Here is a 17,390-nt window from a genome sequence, read left to right on the forward strand (position 1 = left end):
TGCCGCCGCCGGCCGGGGAGCGTCCCCCGTTCCACCGCATGTCCTGGCGAGACTTCGACGCACTCGCACGGCTCGACGGCGATGAGGACATGGTGCGGCGCCTGCGCCGGGCCGAGCGGAGCAGGCGCAAGCTGTTGCTGCACGCGCTGATGACGGAGGCGGCGAAGGCCCCGGAATCGCTGGGCCCGCTGGCGCCGCTGGACTCGGTCTGGGAACTGCTGGCCCGCGCCGAAGCCAGATCGCCGAGAACGGTGAACCGGATGCTCACCAATCCGTACACCGGGAGCTGGGCAGGTTACACGACTCGCTTGCTACGCAACGGAATCGACGGCGTCGGTCCATTGTGGATGCACCTGGGGCACGTGCACGCGATCGCGGCGGCCACGGCGATCCAGGCGGAACTGGACTTCGAGATCACCATCCCGGTGTGGCACGGAAACGCCATGCTCCCGGCATTGGGCATGGCCCGATTGCCCGCCACCGCACCGTTCTCGCTGGCGACCGTGCGGGGCGAGGCCACCCGCTACCTCGTCTCGAACGCCGAAACCGCGGTGCGGCTGCCCACCCCGTTCGGCTCCGACGGGCCGGGCTGGTGGGGAATCCGGAAACTGCGGAGCCGCGTCGGCGCGCACCGGTTTTCCCTGCGGCTGGACGACGTCGACCCCTACCGCGGCCTCTACGAGCCGATCCCGCCGGAACGGCTGCCCGCCGGAGACGTCGCGCGATGGCAGCGGCTGGCCGACGAGGCGTGCCGGCTGATCGCCACCCATCTGCCCGAGCTGGCCGGGACCATGCCCGTGGGACTGAACTCGCTGGTGCCGAAACCCCACGTCCTCTTCCGGAATCCGAGCGCGTCGACCGGGGAGGCGTTCGGCAGCGCGGTAGTCGCCCTGCCGACCGACGGCGCCTCGCTCGCCGCCACCCTGATCCACGAGTTCCAGCACATCGTGCTCGGCGGCGTACTGCACCTGATCGACCTGTACGAGCCCGACCCCGGCGAGCGGATCTACGTGCCGTGGCGGGACGACCCGCGACCGCTGAGCGGTGCGCTGCAAGGGGTTTACGCGTTCTTCGGCGTCGCCGCCTTCTGGCGAGCCCTCGCCCGCGCGGACCGGGCTTCCCGGCGTGCCGCCTTCGAATTCGCCTACTGGCGCGGGCAGAGCTGGCGCACGCTCCAGTCGCTGCGCGCGGACGCGACCTTGACCGCCGCCGGACGCCGGTTCCTCGACGGCATCGCCGAACGTCTCGGTCCGTGGCAGGACGAGGCCGTGCCTGCAGGGGCGGGCGAGCTGGCCGAGGCCGTGGCCCGGGATCACCTCGCGGGCTGGCGCACGCGTCACCTGCGCCCGGACCCGGCGGTGGTCACCAAACTGGCGGAGGCATGGCGGAACGGACGTCCCCGGCCGAGCGCCGCCGTCACCGCGACCGGTCTGCCGCCGACCCCGGTACCGGACGGATCGTGGTCCCGCGCCCGGACCGACCTGCTCCGGCTCACCGTCGACGACGCGGCCCGCTCCGCGTTTCCGGACGTGCGGCCCAGGGTCCCCGGTGCCACCGCCGCCGATTTCGCTTACGCCCGCGGGCATTTCGCGGAAGCGGTCGAATGCTATCGAGGAGAATTGTCCGCCTCCCCCGACCGCCCGACGTCCCTGGTCGGCCTCGGACTGGCGCTGGCCGCGCGCGGCCCGCACCCGGCCGCTCGCGCGCTGCTGCACCGGCCCGAACTCGTCCGCGCGGTACACCGGCAGCTGCGCACCACCGCGCCACAGCCGCCGACCGTGGAGCGGATAGCCGCGTGGATCGGCCAGCTCATCCCCGAATAGCCTGCCGCCCCGATCGGGTGCCTTGCTACCGCTGCCTGCCCCCTTCGTTCGAGCGCTGCCGGGTCTCGGAGTTCGGCGTGTGGCAGGCCAGGGTTTCGAAGGCGAAGGCCGCGGCGTGGTCCGCGGCGAGGGGCTGCCAGTGCTTGTCGGCCGATTCGGTCTTGTCGAGCAGATCGGAGATGCCGCGTACCACGAGCGCGTCGATCCCGTCGTTGCAGTAGGCGCAGTGGAGGAAGCCGTTCCCCTCCATCTCGACGGCGACGGCGTCGCTGCAGTACCGGTCGAGGAACCGGGCGGTGTGTGACCGGGGATCCGCGATCACGGTGCCACCCGCCGCCAGGGGCCTGACGATCGCCACGGGTTCCCGGCCGAGGTCGGTGCTGTGGCGGATCCGGTGCTGCCAGCGCGGGCGCCGCGCCACGGCCCTGGCGCGCTGGACCATGCGGTGCGACGGTCGGTGGGTTTTGACGCGGGGCACGAATCCGTCGAACGTGTCCCGGCCGGTGTCGTACTCGTAGATCGCGTCGGCGGCGACGACGTCGCCGAGCGCGACCTCCTTGCGGCCGCCGGCGACCCCGACGAACAACACGACCTGCGGGGCGAACTCCCAGATCGCGCGCTCCAGTGTGATCCCCGCGGCGGTGTCGCCGACCCCGGTCTCCGCGAGCACGACGGTCCAGACCGACGGTTGCCCGGAAAAGGTGCCGATCTCGTAGATCGTTCCCCGGACTTCGTGCTCGACCAGTGGCCCGGTCAGATGCGCGCATACCGCGGTGTACTCGACATCGAGGGCGGTACAGATCACCGCCGTCGGCCTGCCACGCACGGCCGCGACGGGATCGTCGGCCTGCCATTCCTGTTGCGGCGGTGAAGTCGCGAACAGCCCGTCACGGGGGACGGGCTCGAGGCCGTCGCCCTGCTGAAGTCGCATGCGGTCGCTCCAAGCTCTTGTCCGTCCCTGGCACGCGGTCGGTATGGGCGTGGCCGGGGACAGGGATGCGGCCACCGCCGCGGGACCCGCGTGACCGCCGCCGCCATCGTGAGATGCCGCCGTAAGGCCGACCGGGCCCCACACCATGGGAGAAACGTCGATGACACCGCCCACCACCGCGGAATCCGGTGGTGCGGGCAGTACAGGTCCTCCGGACGAGGTCGTCGTCCGGCACAAGGGGCGGTGGCGGTATCCGGTCGCCTGCCGCTACATCAACATGGGGTCGATATCGCAGTCCGCGCGGATGTCGCGGCTCGCGGCCTGAGTCCCGGGATGTGCTTCGCCGAGAACCCGGCGGTACTTGGCCAGAATCGGATCGCGGAAGGGGGCGGCCTCCTCGGCACGGCCGGCGGCGGCGAGGTCCAGGCCCAGATTGAAGCAGGCGGCCAGAACCGTCGGGTGCTCTTCACCGAGCACCTGACGACCACGCTCCACCGCGTCCCGGCCCAGCTCGATCGCCTTGTCGAGTTCGCCGAGAGCGGCGAGATCGCTTGCCAGGTTGACCGTGGAGATGACCGCGTACGGGTGATCCGGGCCGATGGTGGCACGAAGGTGTTCCAACGCGCGCTCGTCGAGAGTGCGGGCGGCCGCGGCGTCGCCTTGGAGCCGTAGCGTCACCGCGAGGTCGACCGTGGCGGCCAGGGTGTGCGGGTGGTGCTCGCCGAGCCCGTTCCGGTACCGCTCGAAGGTCTCCTCCCCCAATTTCTTCGCCGCGGCGAGGTCACCCGAGTGGCGAAGGTCGATCGAGTGCCCGAGAGCGCAGGCCATCGTGGTGGCGTGGTTGTCGCCATAGGCGAGCCGGAATCGCTTGAGCGCGTCCGTCGACAGGGAAAGCGCGCCGTCGTGGTCCCCGTCCTTCCGCCGGGCCACCGACAGGTGAAACGCGTTGACCACGGTGTCCGACTGGTCTTCGCCGTAGCGGGCCTGGAAGTTCTCCGTGAGCCGTTCCTGCTGGACCCGGGCCTGGCCGTATTGACCGGCCTCACGCAGGTCCACGTTCAGCGCGCTGTTCACGCTGAAAGTGCGGACGTGGTCGCGGCCGAGGACTTCGATCCGCCGCCGGAGGGTGTCCCCGTCCAGTTCCGCGGCGGCCCGGTAGTCACCGGACAGCCGGAGGCTGAGCGCGTGCTGATAAGCGGCGTGGAGAGTCTCCGGGTCGTCCTCGCCGAACATGCGCTTGCATTTGGTGTAGATCTCTTCGCTCAGCTTGGTACCCGCGGCGAAATCGCCCTGGGCCCGGAGATCGATCGTGATATTGCGCTGCAGGGCGAAGGTCTCTTCGTTCTCCTCACCGGATACCTGCATGCGCAGCGCCAGGGTGCGCTGGTTGAGTTCCGCGGCCTCGGCGTAGCGACCGATCGCCCACAGGTACAGCCCGAGCCGGGACGACACTTCGAGCGTCTGCGGGTTCGTCGGGCCGAGAGTCTCGGTGAAATGCTCCCGCGCCTGCTGGCCGAGCCGGGCGGCCTCCTCGTGATCGCCGTACTCGAACAGGTACCGCATCAGGTTGATGTAGAGCTGACGCGGCCAGCTGTCGTCACAGTCGAGCACATTGGCCGCGTAGGCATGCGGGAGCAGTTCGCGGTAGCGCGGCCAGTGCCTGCTCGACTCGGGGTCGTTCGGGTCGAGCGCGGCGAGCAGCTGGTGCGCGCCGTGCTGCATCCTGGCGTGCACCTGGGGCGCCATCACCCTGTTGCGCAGGACCAGCTGGACCAGCCGGTGCAACTGGAGTGTGTTGCTGCCGTGGTCGATCTTCGCGAGGCCGTACCGGTTGATGTCGCGGATGGCGCGGGCCAGCTTGATCGGATCACGCAGCGCGGCGTCCAGTTCCGGGGAGATCGAAACCCGGCTCACCCCGGTGAGCAGATCACGGGAGATCGGCTCCGGCGAAAAGAAAGCACAAATGTGCAGGATCTGGTGCGCCGCCGGGTTGCGGGTCTTCAGTTCCTCGAACGAGACGTTCCACGCGGCGGCGACGGATACTTCGTAGTCCGGGGCCGAAGCGGTATCGAGGATTTCTTCGACCGACTCGTCGAACAGGCGCAGGTATTCGTGCACGGGCATGCCGGTCACCGCGCGCCAGGCCGCCGCCTGCTCGACGGCCAGCGGCAGGTCGCCGAGTTTCTCGGCGAGTTCGTCGGCGTCGTCGAGGTCGATCTCGGGGCCGCGGCGGCCGAGCAGCTCGACGCTTTCCTCGCGCTTGAACACCGCCAGCTCCAGCGGACGGGCGATACCGGCCCAGTCGGAGTTGCGGGAGGTGATCAGTATTTCGCCGGGACCGTTGCGCGGGAAGAACGGTAATACTACTTCCGGGCTCTCCGCGGCGTCGAAGACCAGCAGCCACCGGCGGAACGGGCGGCCGGTCCGCAAGGCTTCCAGGACGGCGGGGACCGCGATGTTGGCCTCGGTCGCGCCCTGCACGCCCAGGACACGGGCCAGCTCGGTGAGACCGGCGCGGATCTGGGTGGTGTGCGCGGCGTCGATCCACCAGACGAGGTCGTAGTCCTGGAGGTGGCGGTAGATGTACTCGGTGGCCATCTGGGTCTTGCCGATACCACCGAGTCCGTGCACGGCCGACGGGAGGACGGCCGTGGTGCCACTGGTGAGACGTTTGGCCAGCTGGTCGAGAAGTTCACCGCGTCCGGTGAAATTCGGGTTGCGGGGCGGGACGTTGCCCCAGACCGGTGGCGGGTCCTCGGGCTGGCGGCTGGGGAAGCTCCGGGTGCCCGTCGCCGCGGGATGCGGCATCGGCCTGGTCACGTTCTCGGCCGTCTCGGACTCGGCGAGACGAGGCGCGCGTCCCTCTGCCGCTGGTGAGGTTTCGGTGGGACGTTCGGCCGTCTCGGGCATCTTGGGACTCACAGTCTCGTTGGGTCTCGCAGTTTTGTTCTTGATGGATTCAGAATTGGGTATGTCAGGCTCTTGCGGTACCGCGTTCCGCAGCCTGTCAGCCCGGGACAGGTACGGGCCGGAGAGCGCGCGCATCACGGCGCTCTCCAGTTCGATGTCGGCCGACGACTCGAGCGTGCGCACCGGGTCCGGCGTGTTGTGCGGGTCGGCAATCGCGTCTCGCAGAGCCGAGAGTGCCGGAATTCTGCCACCGAAGTGGGCTGCCGCCACCTGCACGACGCCCGCCGTTTCCGACCGCCGCGCGCCGCTGAGCAGCAATTCCCGAACTGCTTCGGGAAAGGTGAAGGCTCCACCTCTGTCCCAAGTGGACTCCCCCTCCTTGGGTCCGGGAGCGTACAGGATCCCTGAAACCAGTAGTTCGACGAGGTGCTGAATACCCGCTTCTGGCAGGAAATGCTGTCTTACGACCCGCGCGACGTCAAGGTGGACCGGTACCGCGGCAAGGAGCTGGGCCAGCCGCACAGCCTGAGGAGACGCCACACTCCGGAATCGATGGACCCGTTCGGCGGGTGACATCCTTCCGGGTGGACTTTCGGGTTCGTCCGGGTGCACCCGATCGGTGGCGAGCACGACCGTGCCCTCGGCAGGGCCCGGCTGCGCGCCGGTGATCAGCCGTGCCCACCAGGCCAGCCAGCGCGGCTGCAGTTCGAGTACCGGTACCGGGACGGCTCCCGCGGGCACCGCCGGGCCGGGATCGAGCCAGGCGTCGGCCCGGTCGAAAGTCCATCGTCCGTTGGGGTGCAAGGCATTCCGCACCCGGAGACAGGCCTTGTGCAGACTGAGGCCGCACCGCCCCCACAGCCATTGGGGGAGCAGGTGCACGATGCTCACCGGCATCACCCGGCCCCACCGGGCCAGCATCGGGAACAGCACGTTCTTCTGCCACGCGTCACCGACGCCGTCGGTCACCAGGAGGACGACGCGTCGTCCGGACGGGTCAAGAATTTCGTCCGGATCGCGGGCGGGCGCACCGGGCGTACCACCGCGGAGAACGGGCCTCGCCTGACCGGTGTCCTTCGCGGTTTCGAGCAGGCGCACCTGAACGGTACGGAAAGCACCGAGCTGTTCCAGCAAACCGACGAACGCGGACACCCGGGGCCGCCACAACGCCATCGAGGGACCGTTGTCCAGTACGAGCGTCAGGTCCAGCCAACGCTCTTTTCTCGTTCGAGTGACAGGCCACCACAGTCCTGTCTCCGCGGCCCGGACGGCGGTGGCCTCCTCGTCCAGGACCACATCGTGGATTCGCCGTGACGCCGTCTCGCGTTTCAGCGTTCTCAGAGCGCGGAAATAATCCAACGATTCGGGTAACGCGATTCCGCCGGCCGCAGTACCGTCCACCGTCGGTTCGGGCAACGGGGCAGCGGTGCCTGCCTCGGCGACGATCAGGCCCGGATCGACACCCGGCGACAGGGCATCCGGCACCGGAGACGGCTGCTGCGCGAAGGGCCGCACGGGCGGGCGTTCCCGGGGCTCGGAGGGCGCGTTGCGCATCGGGACCCCGCCGCTGTCGAACACCGGCTCCGGCTCTTCCTCGGGCGCGGGCGCCGGCGTGGTGCCGCCGGGGGTCATGGCGGCGGCCAGCCATACGGCGTCCGCGACCTCGGTCCAGTTCAGGTCGTCGAAGCCGAGTCTCGCGCCCGTTCCGCGCGAGCCGGTGACCCGCGGTCCCGTCGGCGGGACGGAACGCGGGTCACCGAAGCCGGCTGGTCCGCCCATTTCACCGCACCGTCAGCCGTTGCCAGAGCGCGTCCACCAGTGACGGCCACGTTTCGTGGTCCGGCTGGTAGGCGCCCGAGGTCGCGAGGTAGACCGCGTCGAGCAACCGGTCGGTCGGCAGGCCGCCCTCGGCCTTGCTCCGCTCGGCGAATTCGCGGATGAGCCGATCGCGGTGGCCCCCGTTCTCGCCGGTCAGGTGACCGGCGACGATCGCGGCGAGCTGTTCGAGATCCGGGTTCTCGATCCGCAACTGCAAGCAGCGGCGCAAAAAGGCGGGCGGGAACTCGCGTTCGCCGTTGCTGGTCAGCACCACGACCGGGAACGCCCGGCAGGCGATCCGGCCCTCCCGGACCACGGCGGTGCGGTGCGGATCGGCGGTGTGCACGGTGACTTCGGGGTGCCGGTTGCGCACCCGCGTGAGTTCCTCGATCGAGAACTCACCGTCTTCGAAGATCGACAACAGGTCGTTGGGAAGATCGGCCTCCGACTTGTCCAGTTCGTCGATCAGCAGGACCCGGGGCAGCCGCGACGGCAGGAACGCGGTCCCCAGCGGGCCGAGCCGGACGAAGTCGCCGATCGGCGGCTCCTCGGCCTCGCCGCCGAGCTGCGCCTGACTGGTCGCGGCCGCCTGCACCCGCCCGATCGCGTCGTAGCCGTACAAACCCGAGCCCAGGGTGGTGTGACTGGTGATCGCCCAGCGCAACACCCGGCCGAGACCGAGTTCGCGGGCGATCCGATAGGCGAGGCTGGATTTACCGGTCCCCGGATTACCGGTCACCAAAAGGGGGCGCCGCAGATAAAGCGCGGCGTTGACCATGTTCAGCTCGGCAGGATCGATGTCCTGTTCGGAAAGCGTGAACGCGGTGCCGAGCCGTCGCTCCGCCTCGCCGTCGTCCGGGGGCGGCACGTCGTGTTCGGGCAGCGGGCCGCCGCGATAGGCGCGCCATGGCGGTGGTGCGGGCAGGATCTGCGCGAGGTCGATGTCGTGGATCGGCCTCCCGGTGCCGCGGTAGATCCACCAGTCGGGCGCATCGGCGAGCGGCGCCCGCCCGCCCGGCGGCACCGCCGCGTCCTGGTCGTTCACGCTCATCCGCGGTATCCCCTTACTGTCGAGGCGGGATCAACGGCCGGGATTAACGGTTGGTCGAGAACGATTACCCTTTTCGGATCGTCCCACATTACCACCAAATCATGGGCCAGAGAATTCTTGAACGGTACCGTCGTCCGCGAATTCGCCAATTTGCGACGATCCGGAAGTTCGATAAAGCCACGCTCCGTGGCCAGTACCCAGTCGAGCAACTCGCGCAACTCCTCCGGACCGGCGTCCGGATGCCACAGGACCACCGGCAGCCCGCCACGGAGAGCGCTCGTGAACTCGTCCGGCCCAGTGCCCGGTTCCGGTTGCGGTGCCGGCGGTTTCGCCATCACCAGCCCGATCCAGCGATCGTCGCTCAGTACTGCTTCGATGGGGTACTCCTCGAACTCCGGGCAACCGGAATAGTGCAACCGGTCGGCTGACGGGTCTGCCAGCATAGAGTCCCACCGGACATGCCACGCACGGTGCCAGCGCCGGGATCGCATCCGTTCCAGTGAACGAATACCGAGCCGGTACGTGTACCGCAGCAGTTGTGGCTGACCGGTCGCGTGTTCGGTGGCCCAGCGCTGCACCGGCAGATTGATCAACTTTCTCGGGAGCAGGAATTCCACCGCCGCGGAGACGCTCTGGCCGGACCAGACGTCCTCGGCCTCCAGGATCACGTCGTCGACCCGGAGCTCGATTTCGTCGATCCCGATCTCGCGGACACCGCCGAGCGCGGGCGGCCAGACCGCCGGATCGTCCTGACGCCAGAAAGCCAGCGTGCACCGGGCGGGATCGGCGGAAACCGGCTCGAGCATGATCGTCAGGTGCAGATGCGCGCGCTCGGGAACCGCCAGCCGGGCCGGGGGCTGCTGGGCGATCGCGGGCCCCAGGCGCAGCCGATGGGCCTGGTCCCTGACCCAGCCGGTGAGGACGGCGCCGAGTTCGCCGCCGCAGTGTTCGGCAAGCAGGCAAAGGAAAGTGATGGCCGGGGGAACACCGTCCGGGCCCGCGTTGAAATCGGTCAGCAACTGGAAGGCGCTCCAGGCGTCGGTGACGCCGTCGAGCGAGGGCAACGGGATGGCGGGCCCGAGCGCGCGGCTCGTCATGACCGCCAGTTGGGGGACCTTCAGCAGAGTGAGCCGGTTACGCAGTTTCACCAGATCCGCGCGCGGGATCACTTCCAGGACGGGACTGTCCACCATCGCGGTGTCGTCGTCGGGCACGGGCGGCGGCGCGGGCGGTGGTGGTTCGGGGGTGGGCGCGGCGAGTTCGCCGTGCAGCCGGAGATAGGCCGTTCCGGTGAATGTCTTCACCGCCACCGGTATCCGTACGTACAACTCGGGCAACAGCCCCGGATCGGGCGCGATGACCTCGTCGAAGAAACGTTGCGAAGAGATGACGGCGACCATCCGGCCGGATTCGGCGAACGCTTCCTTGGCCCGTTGCGCGTCCAGGATGCGGAAAGCGGTGTCGACCGCCTCGCCCACCCAGCCGTTGCCGTCGTTCAGCACGTCGCCCGAGTTCAGGCCCACCCGCAGCCGGATCTGGGCCTGCCGGATGCGCGTCGAGTTGTACCGCCGGAGCGCGACCGCGACGCGTTCCGGCAGCCGGTCGGCGACCACGCTCTTGGACGTGCCGGGCGGCAGCAGGATCAACGCGCCGTCACCGCGATCCTCTCGCGCGCACGAGGCGAAATCGATGTCACTTTCCGCGAATGCCGTCGTCAAGACCTCGTACATGCCTTTGCGTACGGCCAGCCGATCGGGCAACCGCCGGTCGGGAGCGGTGAATCCCACGACGTCGACCACGACGATCGTGCGGTAGAGGGTACGCGTCAGTTGTGTCACCAGCCCTCCCCTCCACGGTGCCCGCGTCTCCCCGGCAGAAAACCCGAAACCTCGATTATGGTGTCGTCACACTGTGGATCATTGTCAGATGACAAAGAAGTGTCCACTCCTCCGTGGTCGGATTTCCCGGGACCGCGATCCGCGTTGTCCCGGCCCTCGACCTCGGGCGAGCCCGGTCCGGAGCCCGCCGAGCCGACCGTTTCAGCCCCCTCACCACTGATCCGTTCCCCATCGTCTCCCCCGCTGGGCACATCACGAGGCCTGTCGCCGTCCCGTCCACCTCGCGGCCCGAGTACCAATACCACTCCGATGGCGGACCCCGCCAGACCATGGTCCCTGGTACGGCCCAGCGAGGCCGGGAATGACCGGTACCGGCCCACCACGACGTCGGCCGTTCACCTCGGCGGCCGGGACGGTGTCAATGGCCAACCACCGAATCCGCTCTCCTGAAGGGAAACACCGTGGCTACAGGCTCTCGTGGGTCGTGTTGAGGGTGAGCACGAAGTCGCGCGGAGTCGCCGCTTTGAGAATGACGTGCTCGTCCCCGGTCTCGAAGGACAGCACCCGGCCGCGGCCGGTGAGGTCGAGCGCGGTGACCGGACTGCTGCTGATCCTGCTTCCGGCATCGGCGCGGCGCGCGGTGTAGAGCTGATGAACCGCGTCCCGCGGCTCGGCCATCACCCGTTTCACGTAATCGACGTCGCCGGTGTCCTCCGGATCGGCCAACGGGCTGGCCGGCATGGGATTCGGATCGTCGAAAAGCCTTCTCGGCACACTGACGGTGCGCACGGCCGCGGCGGGAGCCTCGGGCAGCGTGTCCAAGAGCGTCGTGGCCGGCCATTTCGGGGCGACGGGCTCGACGATGACGATGCTGTCGTTCACGACGACGCGCACCGCCGCCCCGCCTCGATGCGCGATCAGCACCGCACAGGACGTGCCGTCCCGAAAGGTGCTCCAGCCGTAGTATTCGCTTTCCGCGCGATCGATGACCCGCAACGTCGAACGCCACAGACCGTTGAGCCGGTTGTTGCGCGCCAGCCCGTGTTCGCCGAGCAGTTCCATGGTGCGCGCGTGCAGCCGCCGTGCGAAGCCGTCGGTCGTCACATACCTGAGGTTGGTGCCGATCACCGGATGCGGGTCACCCAGATCGATCATTTCCCAGGCGGTCAGGAACGCCGGCTTCGGCAGCACGACCGGTCTGTCGATCACCTCCACGCGATTCCCCTTCGCGCCGGCTCAGGCGCCGATTGTCGGCGGTACGGGCGGCAATCCCGTCGTGGGATCCACCTCGTCCGCGCGTTCGCCCTCGGTGAAGAGGGAATCGTCCAGCACGAACCTGCGCTCGCGTTCCCGCTCCCCGCCCCGGCCGCTCCTGGCACCACCGCCCGGGGCGATCCCCGCCGGGCCACCCGACCCCGCGGTGCCGGCATTTCCGGCGGCGCCGACGCCACCTCGTCCGTTCACGCCACCGGGAACGCTGCCGGTCTGTTTCCCCGTACCGGCACCGAAACCGGACCGGCCGGAACTACCGCCGAGCCGAGTGCCCCGGCCATTCCCGCCGGCACCGGCGACACCACCGAGGAAACCGCTTCCGCTCGAGCCGCCCGAGGCCGAGGAGCCACCGCCACCGGAAGAGGGGGCGGGGAAATCACTACCGGGGAGTCCCGACCGGAAACCCGGCGGGACGACTCCCGCGGCCTTCGTGTCGTCGTCTCGACCATGCGGGAACGAAAGCTGCCGGCGGCCGGAACCGGGCTGCCCGCCAGGTCCGCGCTCACTCCTGGTACTCGGCAACGACGTCGAGGCCGGGGCGATCGAATCGCCGGCCGCCTGCCGCTGTTGCCGCGGCGGAACAGCGTGACGGTTCCCCTCGCCGGCGTCCTCGCGACCGCCGCTGCCACCCGAGCCGGACGCGGTGATCGCGCCGCCGTCGTAGGCGCCGAGCTGACCGTAGTCGATACTGAGCTGGGCACTGCCCGCCCGGGTTTGCTCGGTGTACTCCCGATAGATCGCCAGATTCCGGTCGACGGCTTTGTTGTACTTGTCGATCGCCTTTTCCGTGTCGGTTTTCCACGGCGTGACGACGTCGAAGAAGCTTTTGTCCGGCCGGTTCGGCAGCGGTTCCATACTGGTCTGGGCGCGGGTGAAGCCATGCCCGACCGTGGCGAGACTCCTGCTGTTCCCCTTGAAGGTCACGTCGGCGTCGATCGCGACGTCGCGGAACTTCCGGATCCTGGCCTGGGCCGCGTCCGACGCCGATCCGGTCCACGACGATTCGAGGCCGCTCAGGATCAGGGAAGTCCGGCTGGTGAATTCTCCTTGTGCCTCGGAAAGTTTCCTGGCGAGGTCGACACCACGGAACCAGTCGGCGGAATTGCCGTTGATGACCTGCTCGATGACTTTCGGCGCGGGCACGGCCTGCGTACCGAGGTCGCCCTTGAACAAATCGTCCACCCACCCCGCGGTGCCCTCGGCGAGCCGGGCGAGTGTCTTGCCGCCCCCTTTCACCTTGTCGAGCACGGATTCCCCGAGATGCGCCAAGCCGTCGAACAGTCCCACGGTCAGGCACCCGCCTTCGTGCGCAAGGTGGTGACGACCGCCTCCGCCTCCTTGGGGGCGATGGCGCAGGGATCGGTCTTGCCGATCTTGCTCTCGCCGAGGTTCACCCCGGTTTCCACCGTGAGATTGTCGGCTATGCCGACGCTGACCGCGCAATAGTCCCGGGAATCATCGCCGAGCGATACCACGTAAGCCACCGCGGGGAAGCCCTGGATCCCCGGCAATGGCTTCCACACGGCGGCCTTGGGTTTCGTGTTCTCATACAGGCCGCTCAGGCCGCGGCCGGTCTCCGTGACGTAATAGACCGTCACCTTGGAGCCTCGCTCGATGTTGTCCCAGATACACTTCGGCCCGATACCCGGCAAGGTGTCCGGCCGCCCCTGGACATCCACCCCGAGCGCCGTTTTCACTTGCTGTGGCGTCAAAGCGGCACAAGGGCCACTGGAGAGCACCGACGAGGAAAGCGGCGTCGCCACCTTCGGCGCTCCGGCGTAGGGCAACGACTGCCCATTCGCCTTTTCATTCGGGTAACCGGGAGTTCCGGGCGAGGAATTCGGCGGCGCCGGCTTTTCCTCCGGCCCGGAGCACCCGGCGAAAAGAATCGCCCCTGCCGCAAGAACCGAAACCACGTGGCGCGTTCTCATCCGAGGTCTCCTCCGGCCTTGTTTCCTGCTCGCGCGATGTCCGCACCGGCGTTCTCGTCGGATTCATGCGTCTTGCCCAGCGCCGTTTCCAGCCGATCGATCAGTTCGCTGAGATAGGCGTGCTGTACCAGAAGATGCCCCGCCCCGAACGAAAACGCGGCGGGCTGACCGTCGGCCCGGCGGGTCAGGTCGCCGTGGTAGGAGATGCTGGCCGGGTCCCCGGCCGGAGGCTGGATCTGCGCCAGCGTCCTCGCGTCGTTCTCGGCGTCCTTGACCTTGATCCTCAGCTGCCGCGCCTGTTCGAGCATCCGCTCGGCTTCACCCCGCTCCAGGCTGAAGCCTTGGCCGACATCTCCTTGCCCTTGCTGCTCCCTGATCCGGAGCTGTTCGTGGCCGAGCCACTCCTTGAACTCGGCGTCCAGTCGAGCCACGCCATCCGGCACAGCAGGCTGTGTCATGGCCGTGCGGTCCCCTCTACCCTCGCCCCGACGACTTTCGGTGCGCCGGACGGCCCGAGGGAGGTCGCCACGACGGGCCGCCCGGCGGCGCAGCACACCGTACTGCGATCGGCCGTCGTGAGGTACAGCTCGGCAGAGGAATGGCGAGAACGATGATCGATTACCCGTGCGCGCGGTGACGAAGCGTCACCCGCACCGGTCACCGCGGACAGCGATCAGGGCTCGTCACCAGGCAGGAGAGACCGATGGCGACAATCTTCGTCATCACAACCGGGCGAGCAGCGGCCGATCGAGTGATATGTCGTGAACGCGACACGCACCCTGGCCAGCGCATCGGCAACTGTTCGGTGCCGACACATTCTCGCCTCGGCACCACGGTGTCCCCGAACCTCACCTGACGGAGCACGCACGCGACGTCAGGTGAGGTTCGGGGACCGGTCACATCTTTCCGGCGCCGGTTTTGATCGCCTCGCGAATACGCGAATAGGTACCGCAGCGGCAGATGTTGCGGATTTCGTCGAAATCGGCGTCGCCGATTTCACGGCCTTCGGCGCGGGCCTTCTTGACTTTGGCGATCGCCGCCATGATCTGGCCGGGCTGGCAGTAGCCGCACTGCGCGACGTCGTGCTCGAGCCAGGCTTCCTGCATGGGGTGCAGTTCGCCGGTGGCGGGGTCGGCGAGGCCTTCGATGGTGGTGATCTCGTCCCCCGGCTTGATCGCGGAGACCGGCACGGAGCAGGGATTGAAGGCCTTGCCGTTGATGTGGCTGGTGCAGGCCTTGCAGACGTTGATCCCGCAGCCGTACTTGGGCCCGGTGATGCCGAGCAGATCGCGCAGCACCCAGAGCAGCCGGACGTCGTCGGCGGCGTCGACGGTCACTTTCCTGCCGTTGACGGTGAAGGTGTGTTGAGGCACGCGGAACTCCGTGGTCAGTAGGTGTGGTCGAGGCCGTCGGCGGGCGACTGCGGAATCGGGGGAATCCGGGGTTTGGGCTCGAAACTCAGGGTGTCGTGGTTGATCGGGAACCGGGTGGGCATCTTGCCGACGGCACGGCCGTAGGCGCAGGCGACCGCGGCGAGCGAACTGGCCACGCCGAGTTCCCCGGCACCACCGGGTTCACCGTTGGCGGCCATCACGATGACCTTCATTTCCGGCGGGGTGTTCCATTGGCGGGTGTAGAAGTAGTTGTCCCAGCTGCCTTCCAGCGGAAGTCCCTTGTCGATGTGCAGGCTCGAGGTCAGCGCCAGCGCGATGCCGTCGTTGACACAGCCGATCATCTGGGCTTCGAGACCACGCGGGTTGATCGGGAGCCCGACGTCCACGGCCATGATCGCCTTGGTGATCCGTGGTCCCGCGACGCCGTTGGGGATCTTGCGGTTCACGGTCTCGGGGCGGCAGTCGATCTCGACGAGGACGGCGCTGCAGCTCTTGTACTCGGCGTGGAACCCGATGCCCTGCGCGGTCCCGGCGGGCATCGCCTTGCCCCAGTTACCCGCCTTCGCCACCGCGTCGAGCACCGCGCGGAAGCGATCGTTCTTCATGAACGACCGGCGGAACGCGAGCGGGTCCTTGCCCATCTTCGCGGCCAGCTGGTCCACGACGAGTTCCCGCGCGCAGACGACGTTCGGGGAGTAGACGTTGCGCATGCTGCCGGTGTGGAACTTCAGCGGGACCTCGTTGAGCAGCTGCGTGGTGACGCCGAAGTCGTAGGGAACCGATTGGGACAACGAGAAAACGGTTTCCGAGAAGCCGAGGTCGCCGACCGGGAGTTTCGCCGCGACCGAGGTGAGGATTTCCCCGAGGCCGTGGCCGAAGTCGGTGGTGGCACTGGTGTGGCGTTGTTCGTAGCTGACCACGTTCCCCAGCGCGTAGTTGACCCGGACACGGGAGAGCGACATCGGGTGGGTGCGGCCGTGCCGGGAGTCGTCGGTGCGATGCCACATGAGCTTGACGGGTTTGCCGATCTTGCGGGAGATCTCCGCGGCCTCCAGCGCGGCGTCGCCGAACAGCTTGCGGCCGAACGAGCCGCCGCCGGTGACGACGTGCACCTTCACCGCGCTCACCGGGAGGCCGAGGTTCGCCGCGAGTTGTTCCTGGGTGGTGATAGGCGACTTCAGCCCGGCCCAGATCTCGGCGCTGCCCGGCCGGACGTCGGCGATGGCACAGTTGGTCTCCAGCGCGCTGTTGCTGGCGAAGGCGAAGACGAACTCGGCGTCGAGGGAACTGGTCAGCACCGGGGGCACGGCCATCGGCAGCGTCGCCGCCTTGAGCTTGGCGAGCACGGTCTGATCGGACTCGCCGTCGACGGTGCCAGGGCCCCAGTTCACCTGAAGCGCGCGGACGGCGTCGATGCACTGGCCGAAGGTCTCGCCCCGCACGGCGACCCCGGTCGACACGATCGCGACGTCGGTGATGCCCGGCATCGCCTTGACCGCGGCGAGGTTTCCCACCGATTTCACGGTTCCGTTGATCGTCGGCGGGCGGCACACCATGGTCGGCTTCGCGCCGGGCACCTGCAGGTCCATGGTGAACCGCTTGCGGCCGGTGACCGCGTCACGGGCGTCGATGCGGGTCTGCGGCGTACCGACGAGCTTGAACGCCGTCTTCGCCTTGGGTTCCGCGGTGACCTGTTCGGTCCTGCTGCTCGCGGCGGCCTCGGCCAGTGACCCGTACGTCGCCTTCAACCCGCTCGCCGAGCTGATTACTCCATTATGGACGGTCAAAGAAGACACCGGGACGTTCCACTTCGCCGCCGCGGTGGACAGCAGCCGGGACCGCGCGATCGCCGCCGCGGTGCGGACCGGCCCGTAGATCGAGCGCACCGAGTTCGACCCGCCGGTGAGCTGGTTGAACAGCAGTTCCGGCCGGGCGTCGGCGAGGCCGATGACGACCTTGTCCAACGGCAGGTCCAGTTCCTCGGCGATGAGCATCGCGACCGTGGTGGTGATGCCCTGGCCCACTTCGGCCCTCGGCACCGCGAACGACGCCGTGCCGTCCTTGTTCACCTGGATCGCGATGAGCCCCGAGGTCGGCGCGGCGGCCAGGGTGAGCGCGTCGCCGAGATCGAGCAGGTCGGCGGGTTCGGGCGGCGAGGGGATCGACGCGCCCGCTGTCGCGGGGCTGAGGGTGTCGGTGCCGATCCGCGCGGCCACCGCCAGCGTGGGCGCGGCGAGGAGGTAACCGAGGAAACGCCGCCGCCGCATGGCACGCGGCTCGTCTGGAGTGGTCCGGTGCTGCCCTGCCATCGACTGTCCTCCCGGCCGTTCCGAACGTTCGCACGCACGCGCCGAGCCGAAAGCCGCGCGGCGATGCGCCTCTGTCGAGAACGAGAGTGTGACACACACTACTCCGAATGGCC

At 68.6% G+C, this 17,390-nt stretch carries 11 protein-coding genes; 1 reads left to right on the forward strand and 10 read right to left on the reverse strand.

The window, feature by feature from the left end; genetic code table 11:
* Positions 1-38 precede the first annotated feature (38 nt).
* The gene (locus ACFWX1_RS16210; RefSeq protein WP_378387946.1) at positions 39-1,823 is read left to right on the forward strand and encodes an aKG-HExxH-type peptide beta-hydroxylase; all 1,785 of its coding nucleotides are present in this window, start codon (positions 39-41) and stop codon (positions 1,821-1,823) included.
* A gap of 25 nt (positions 1,824-1,848) precedes the next feature.
* Here ACFWX1_RS16210 and ACFWX1_RS16215 read toward each other — a convergent pair whose 3' ends face one another.
* From ACFWX1_RS16215 to ACFWX1_RS16260, 10 genes are all read right to left on the reverse strand, one after another.
* Positions 1,849-2,754 carry a purine phosphorylase gene (locus ACFWX1_RS16215; protein WP_378387948.1) on the reverse strand — a complete coding sequence of 302 codons (906 nt, stop codon included), beginning with the start codon at positions 2,752-2,754 and terminating at the stop codon, positions 1,849-1,851.
* A 267-nt stretch (positions 2,755-3,021) separates the two neighbouring features.
* Positions 3,022-7,443 carry an FxSxx-COOH system tetratricopeptide repeat protein gene (gene fxsT / locus ACFWX1_RS16220; RefSeq protein WP_378387950.1) on the reverse strand — a complete coding sequence of 1,474 codons (4,422 nt, stop codon included), beginning with the start codon at positions 7,441-7,443 and terminating at the stop codon, positions 3,022-3,024.
* A gap of 1 nt (position 7,444) precedes the next feature.
* Entirely contained in the window at positions 7,445-8,533 is a 1,089-nt protein-coding gene (locus ACFWX1_RS16225; RefSeq protein WP_378387952.1) for an AAA family ATPase, read from the reverse strand.
* On the reverse strand, positions 8,530-10,371 hold the full coding sequence (locus tag ACFWX1_RS16230; protein WP_378387954.1) for a hypothetical protein: 1,842 nt from the start codon (positions 10,369-10,371) through the stop codon (positions 8,530-8,532). The genes ACFWX1_RS16225 and ACFWX1_RS16230 overlap by 4 nt, the downstream gene beginning before the upstream one ends.
* A 465-nt stretch (positions 10,372-10,836) precedes the next feature.
* Positions 10,837-11,586 (reverse strand): ESX secretion-associated protein EspG, encoded by a 750-nt coding sequence (locus ACFWX1_RS16235; protein ID WP_378387956.1) that lies wholly within the window; start codon positions 11,584-11,586, stop codon positions 10,837-10,839.
* Positions 11,587-11,607: 21 nt separating this feature from the next.
* Entirely contained in the window at positions 11,608-12,930 is a 1,323-nt protein-coding gene (locus ACFWX1_RS16240) for a hypothetical protein (RefSeq protein WP_378387958.1), read from the reverse strand.
* 2 nt (positions 12,931-12,932) lie between these two features.
* Positions 12,933-13,574, reverse strand: coding sequence for a DUF3558 domain-containing protein (locus tag ACFWX1_RS16245; protein ID WP_378387960.1), 642 nt, complete (start codon positions 13,572-13,574; stop codon positions 12,933-12,935).
* A complete protein-coding gene (locus ACFWX1_RS16250; RefSeq protein WP_378387962.1) occupies positions 13,571-14,032 on the reverse strand; it encodes a hypothetical protein in 462 nt (153 codons plus the stop codon). Before ACFWX1_RS16250 ends, ACFWX1_RS16245 begins: the two co-directional genes overlap by 4 nt.
* 438 nt (positions 14,033-14,470) lie before the next feature.
* Positions 14,471-14,947 (reverse strand): (2Fe-2S)-binding protein, encoded by a 477-nt coding sequence (locus ACFWX1_RS16255; protein WP_378387964.1) that lies wholly within the window; start codon positions 14,945-14,947, stop codon positions 14,471-14,473.
* Positions 14,948-14,961: 14 nt separating this feature from the next.
* On the reverse strand, positions 14,962-17,277 hold the full coding sequence (locus ACFWX1_RS16260; protein ID WP_378387966.1) for a molybdopterin cofactor-binding domain-containing protein: 2,316 nt from the start codon (positions 17,275-17,277) through the stop codon (positions 14,962-14,964).
* Positions 17,278-17,390 lie beyond the last annotated feature (113 nt).

The organism is Amycolatopsis sp. NPDC059021 (genome assembly GCF_042739895.1).
GTDB lineage: Bacteria > Actinomycetota > Actinomycetes > Mycobacteriales > Pseudonocardiaceae > Amycolatopsis.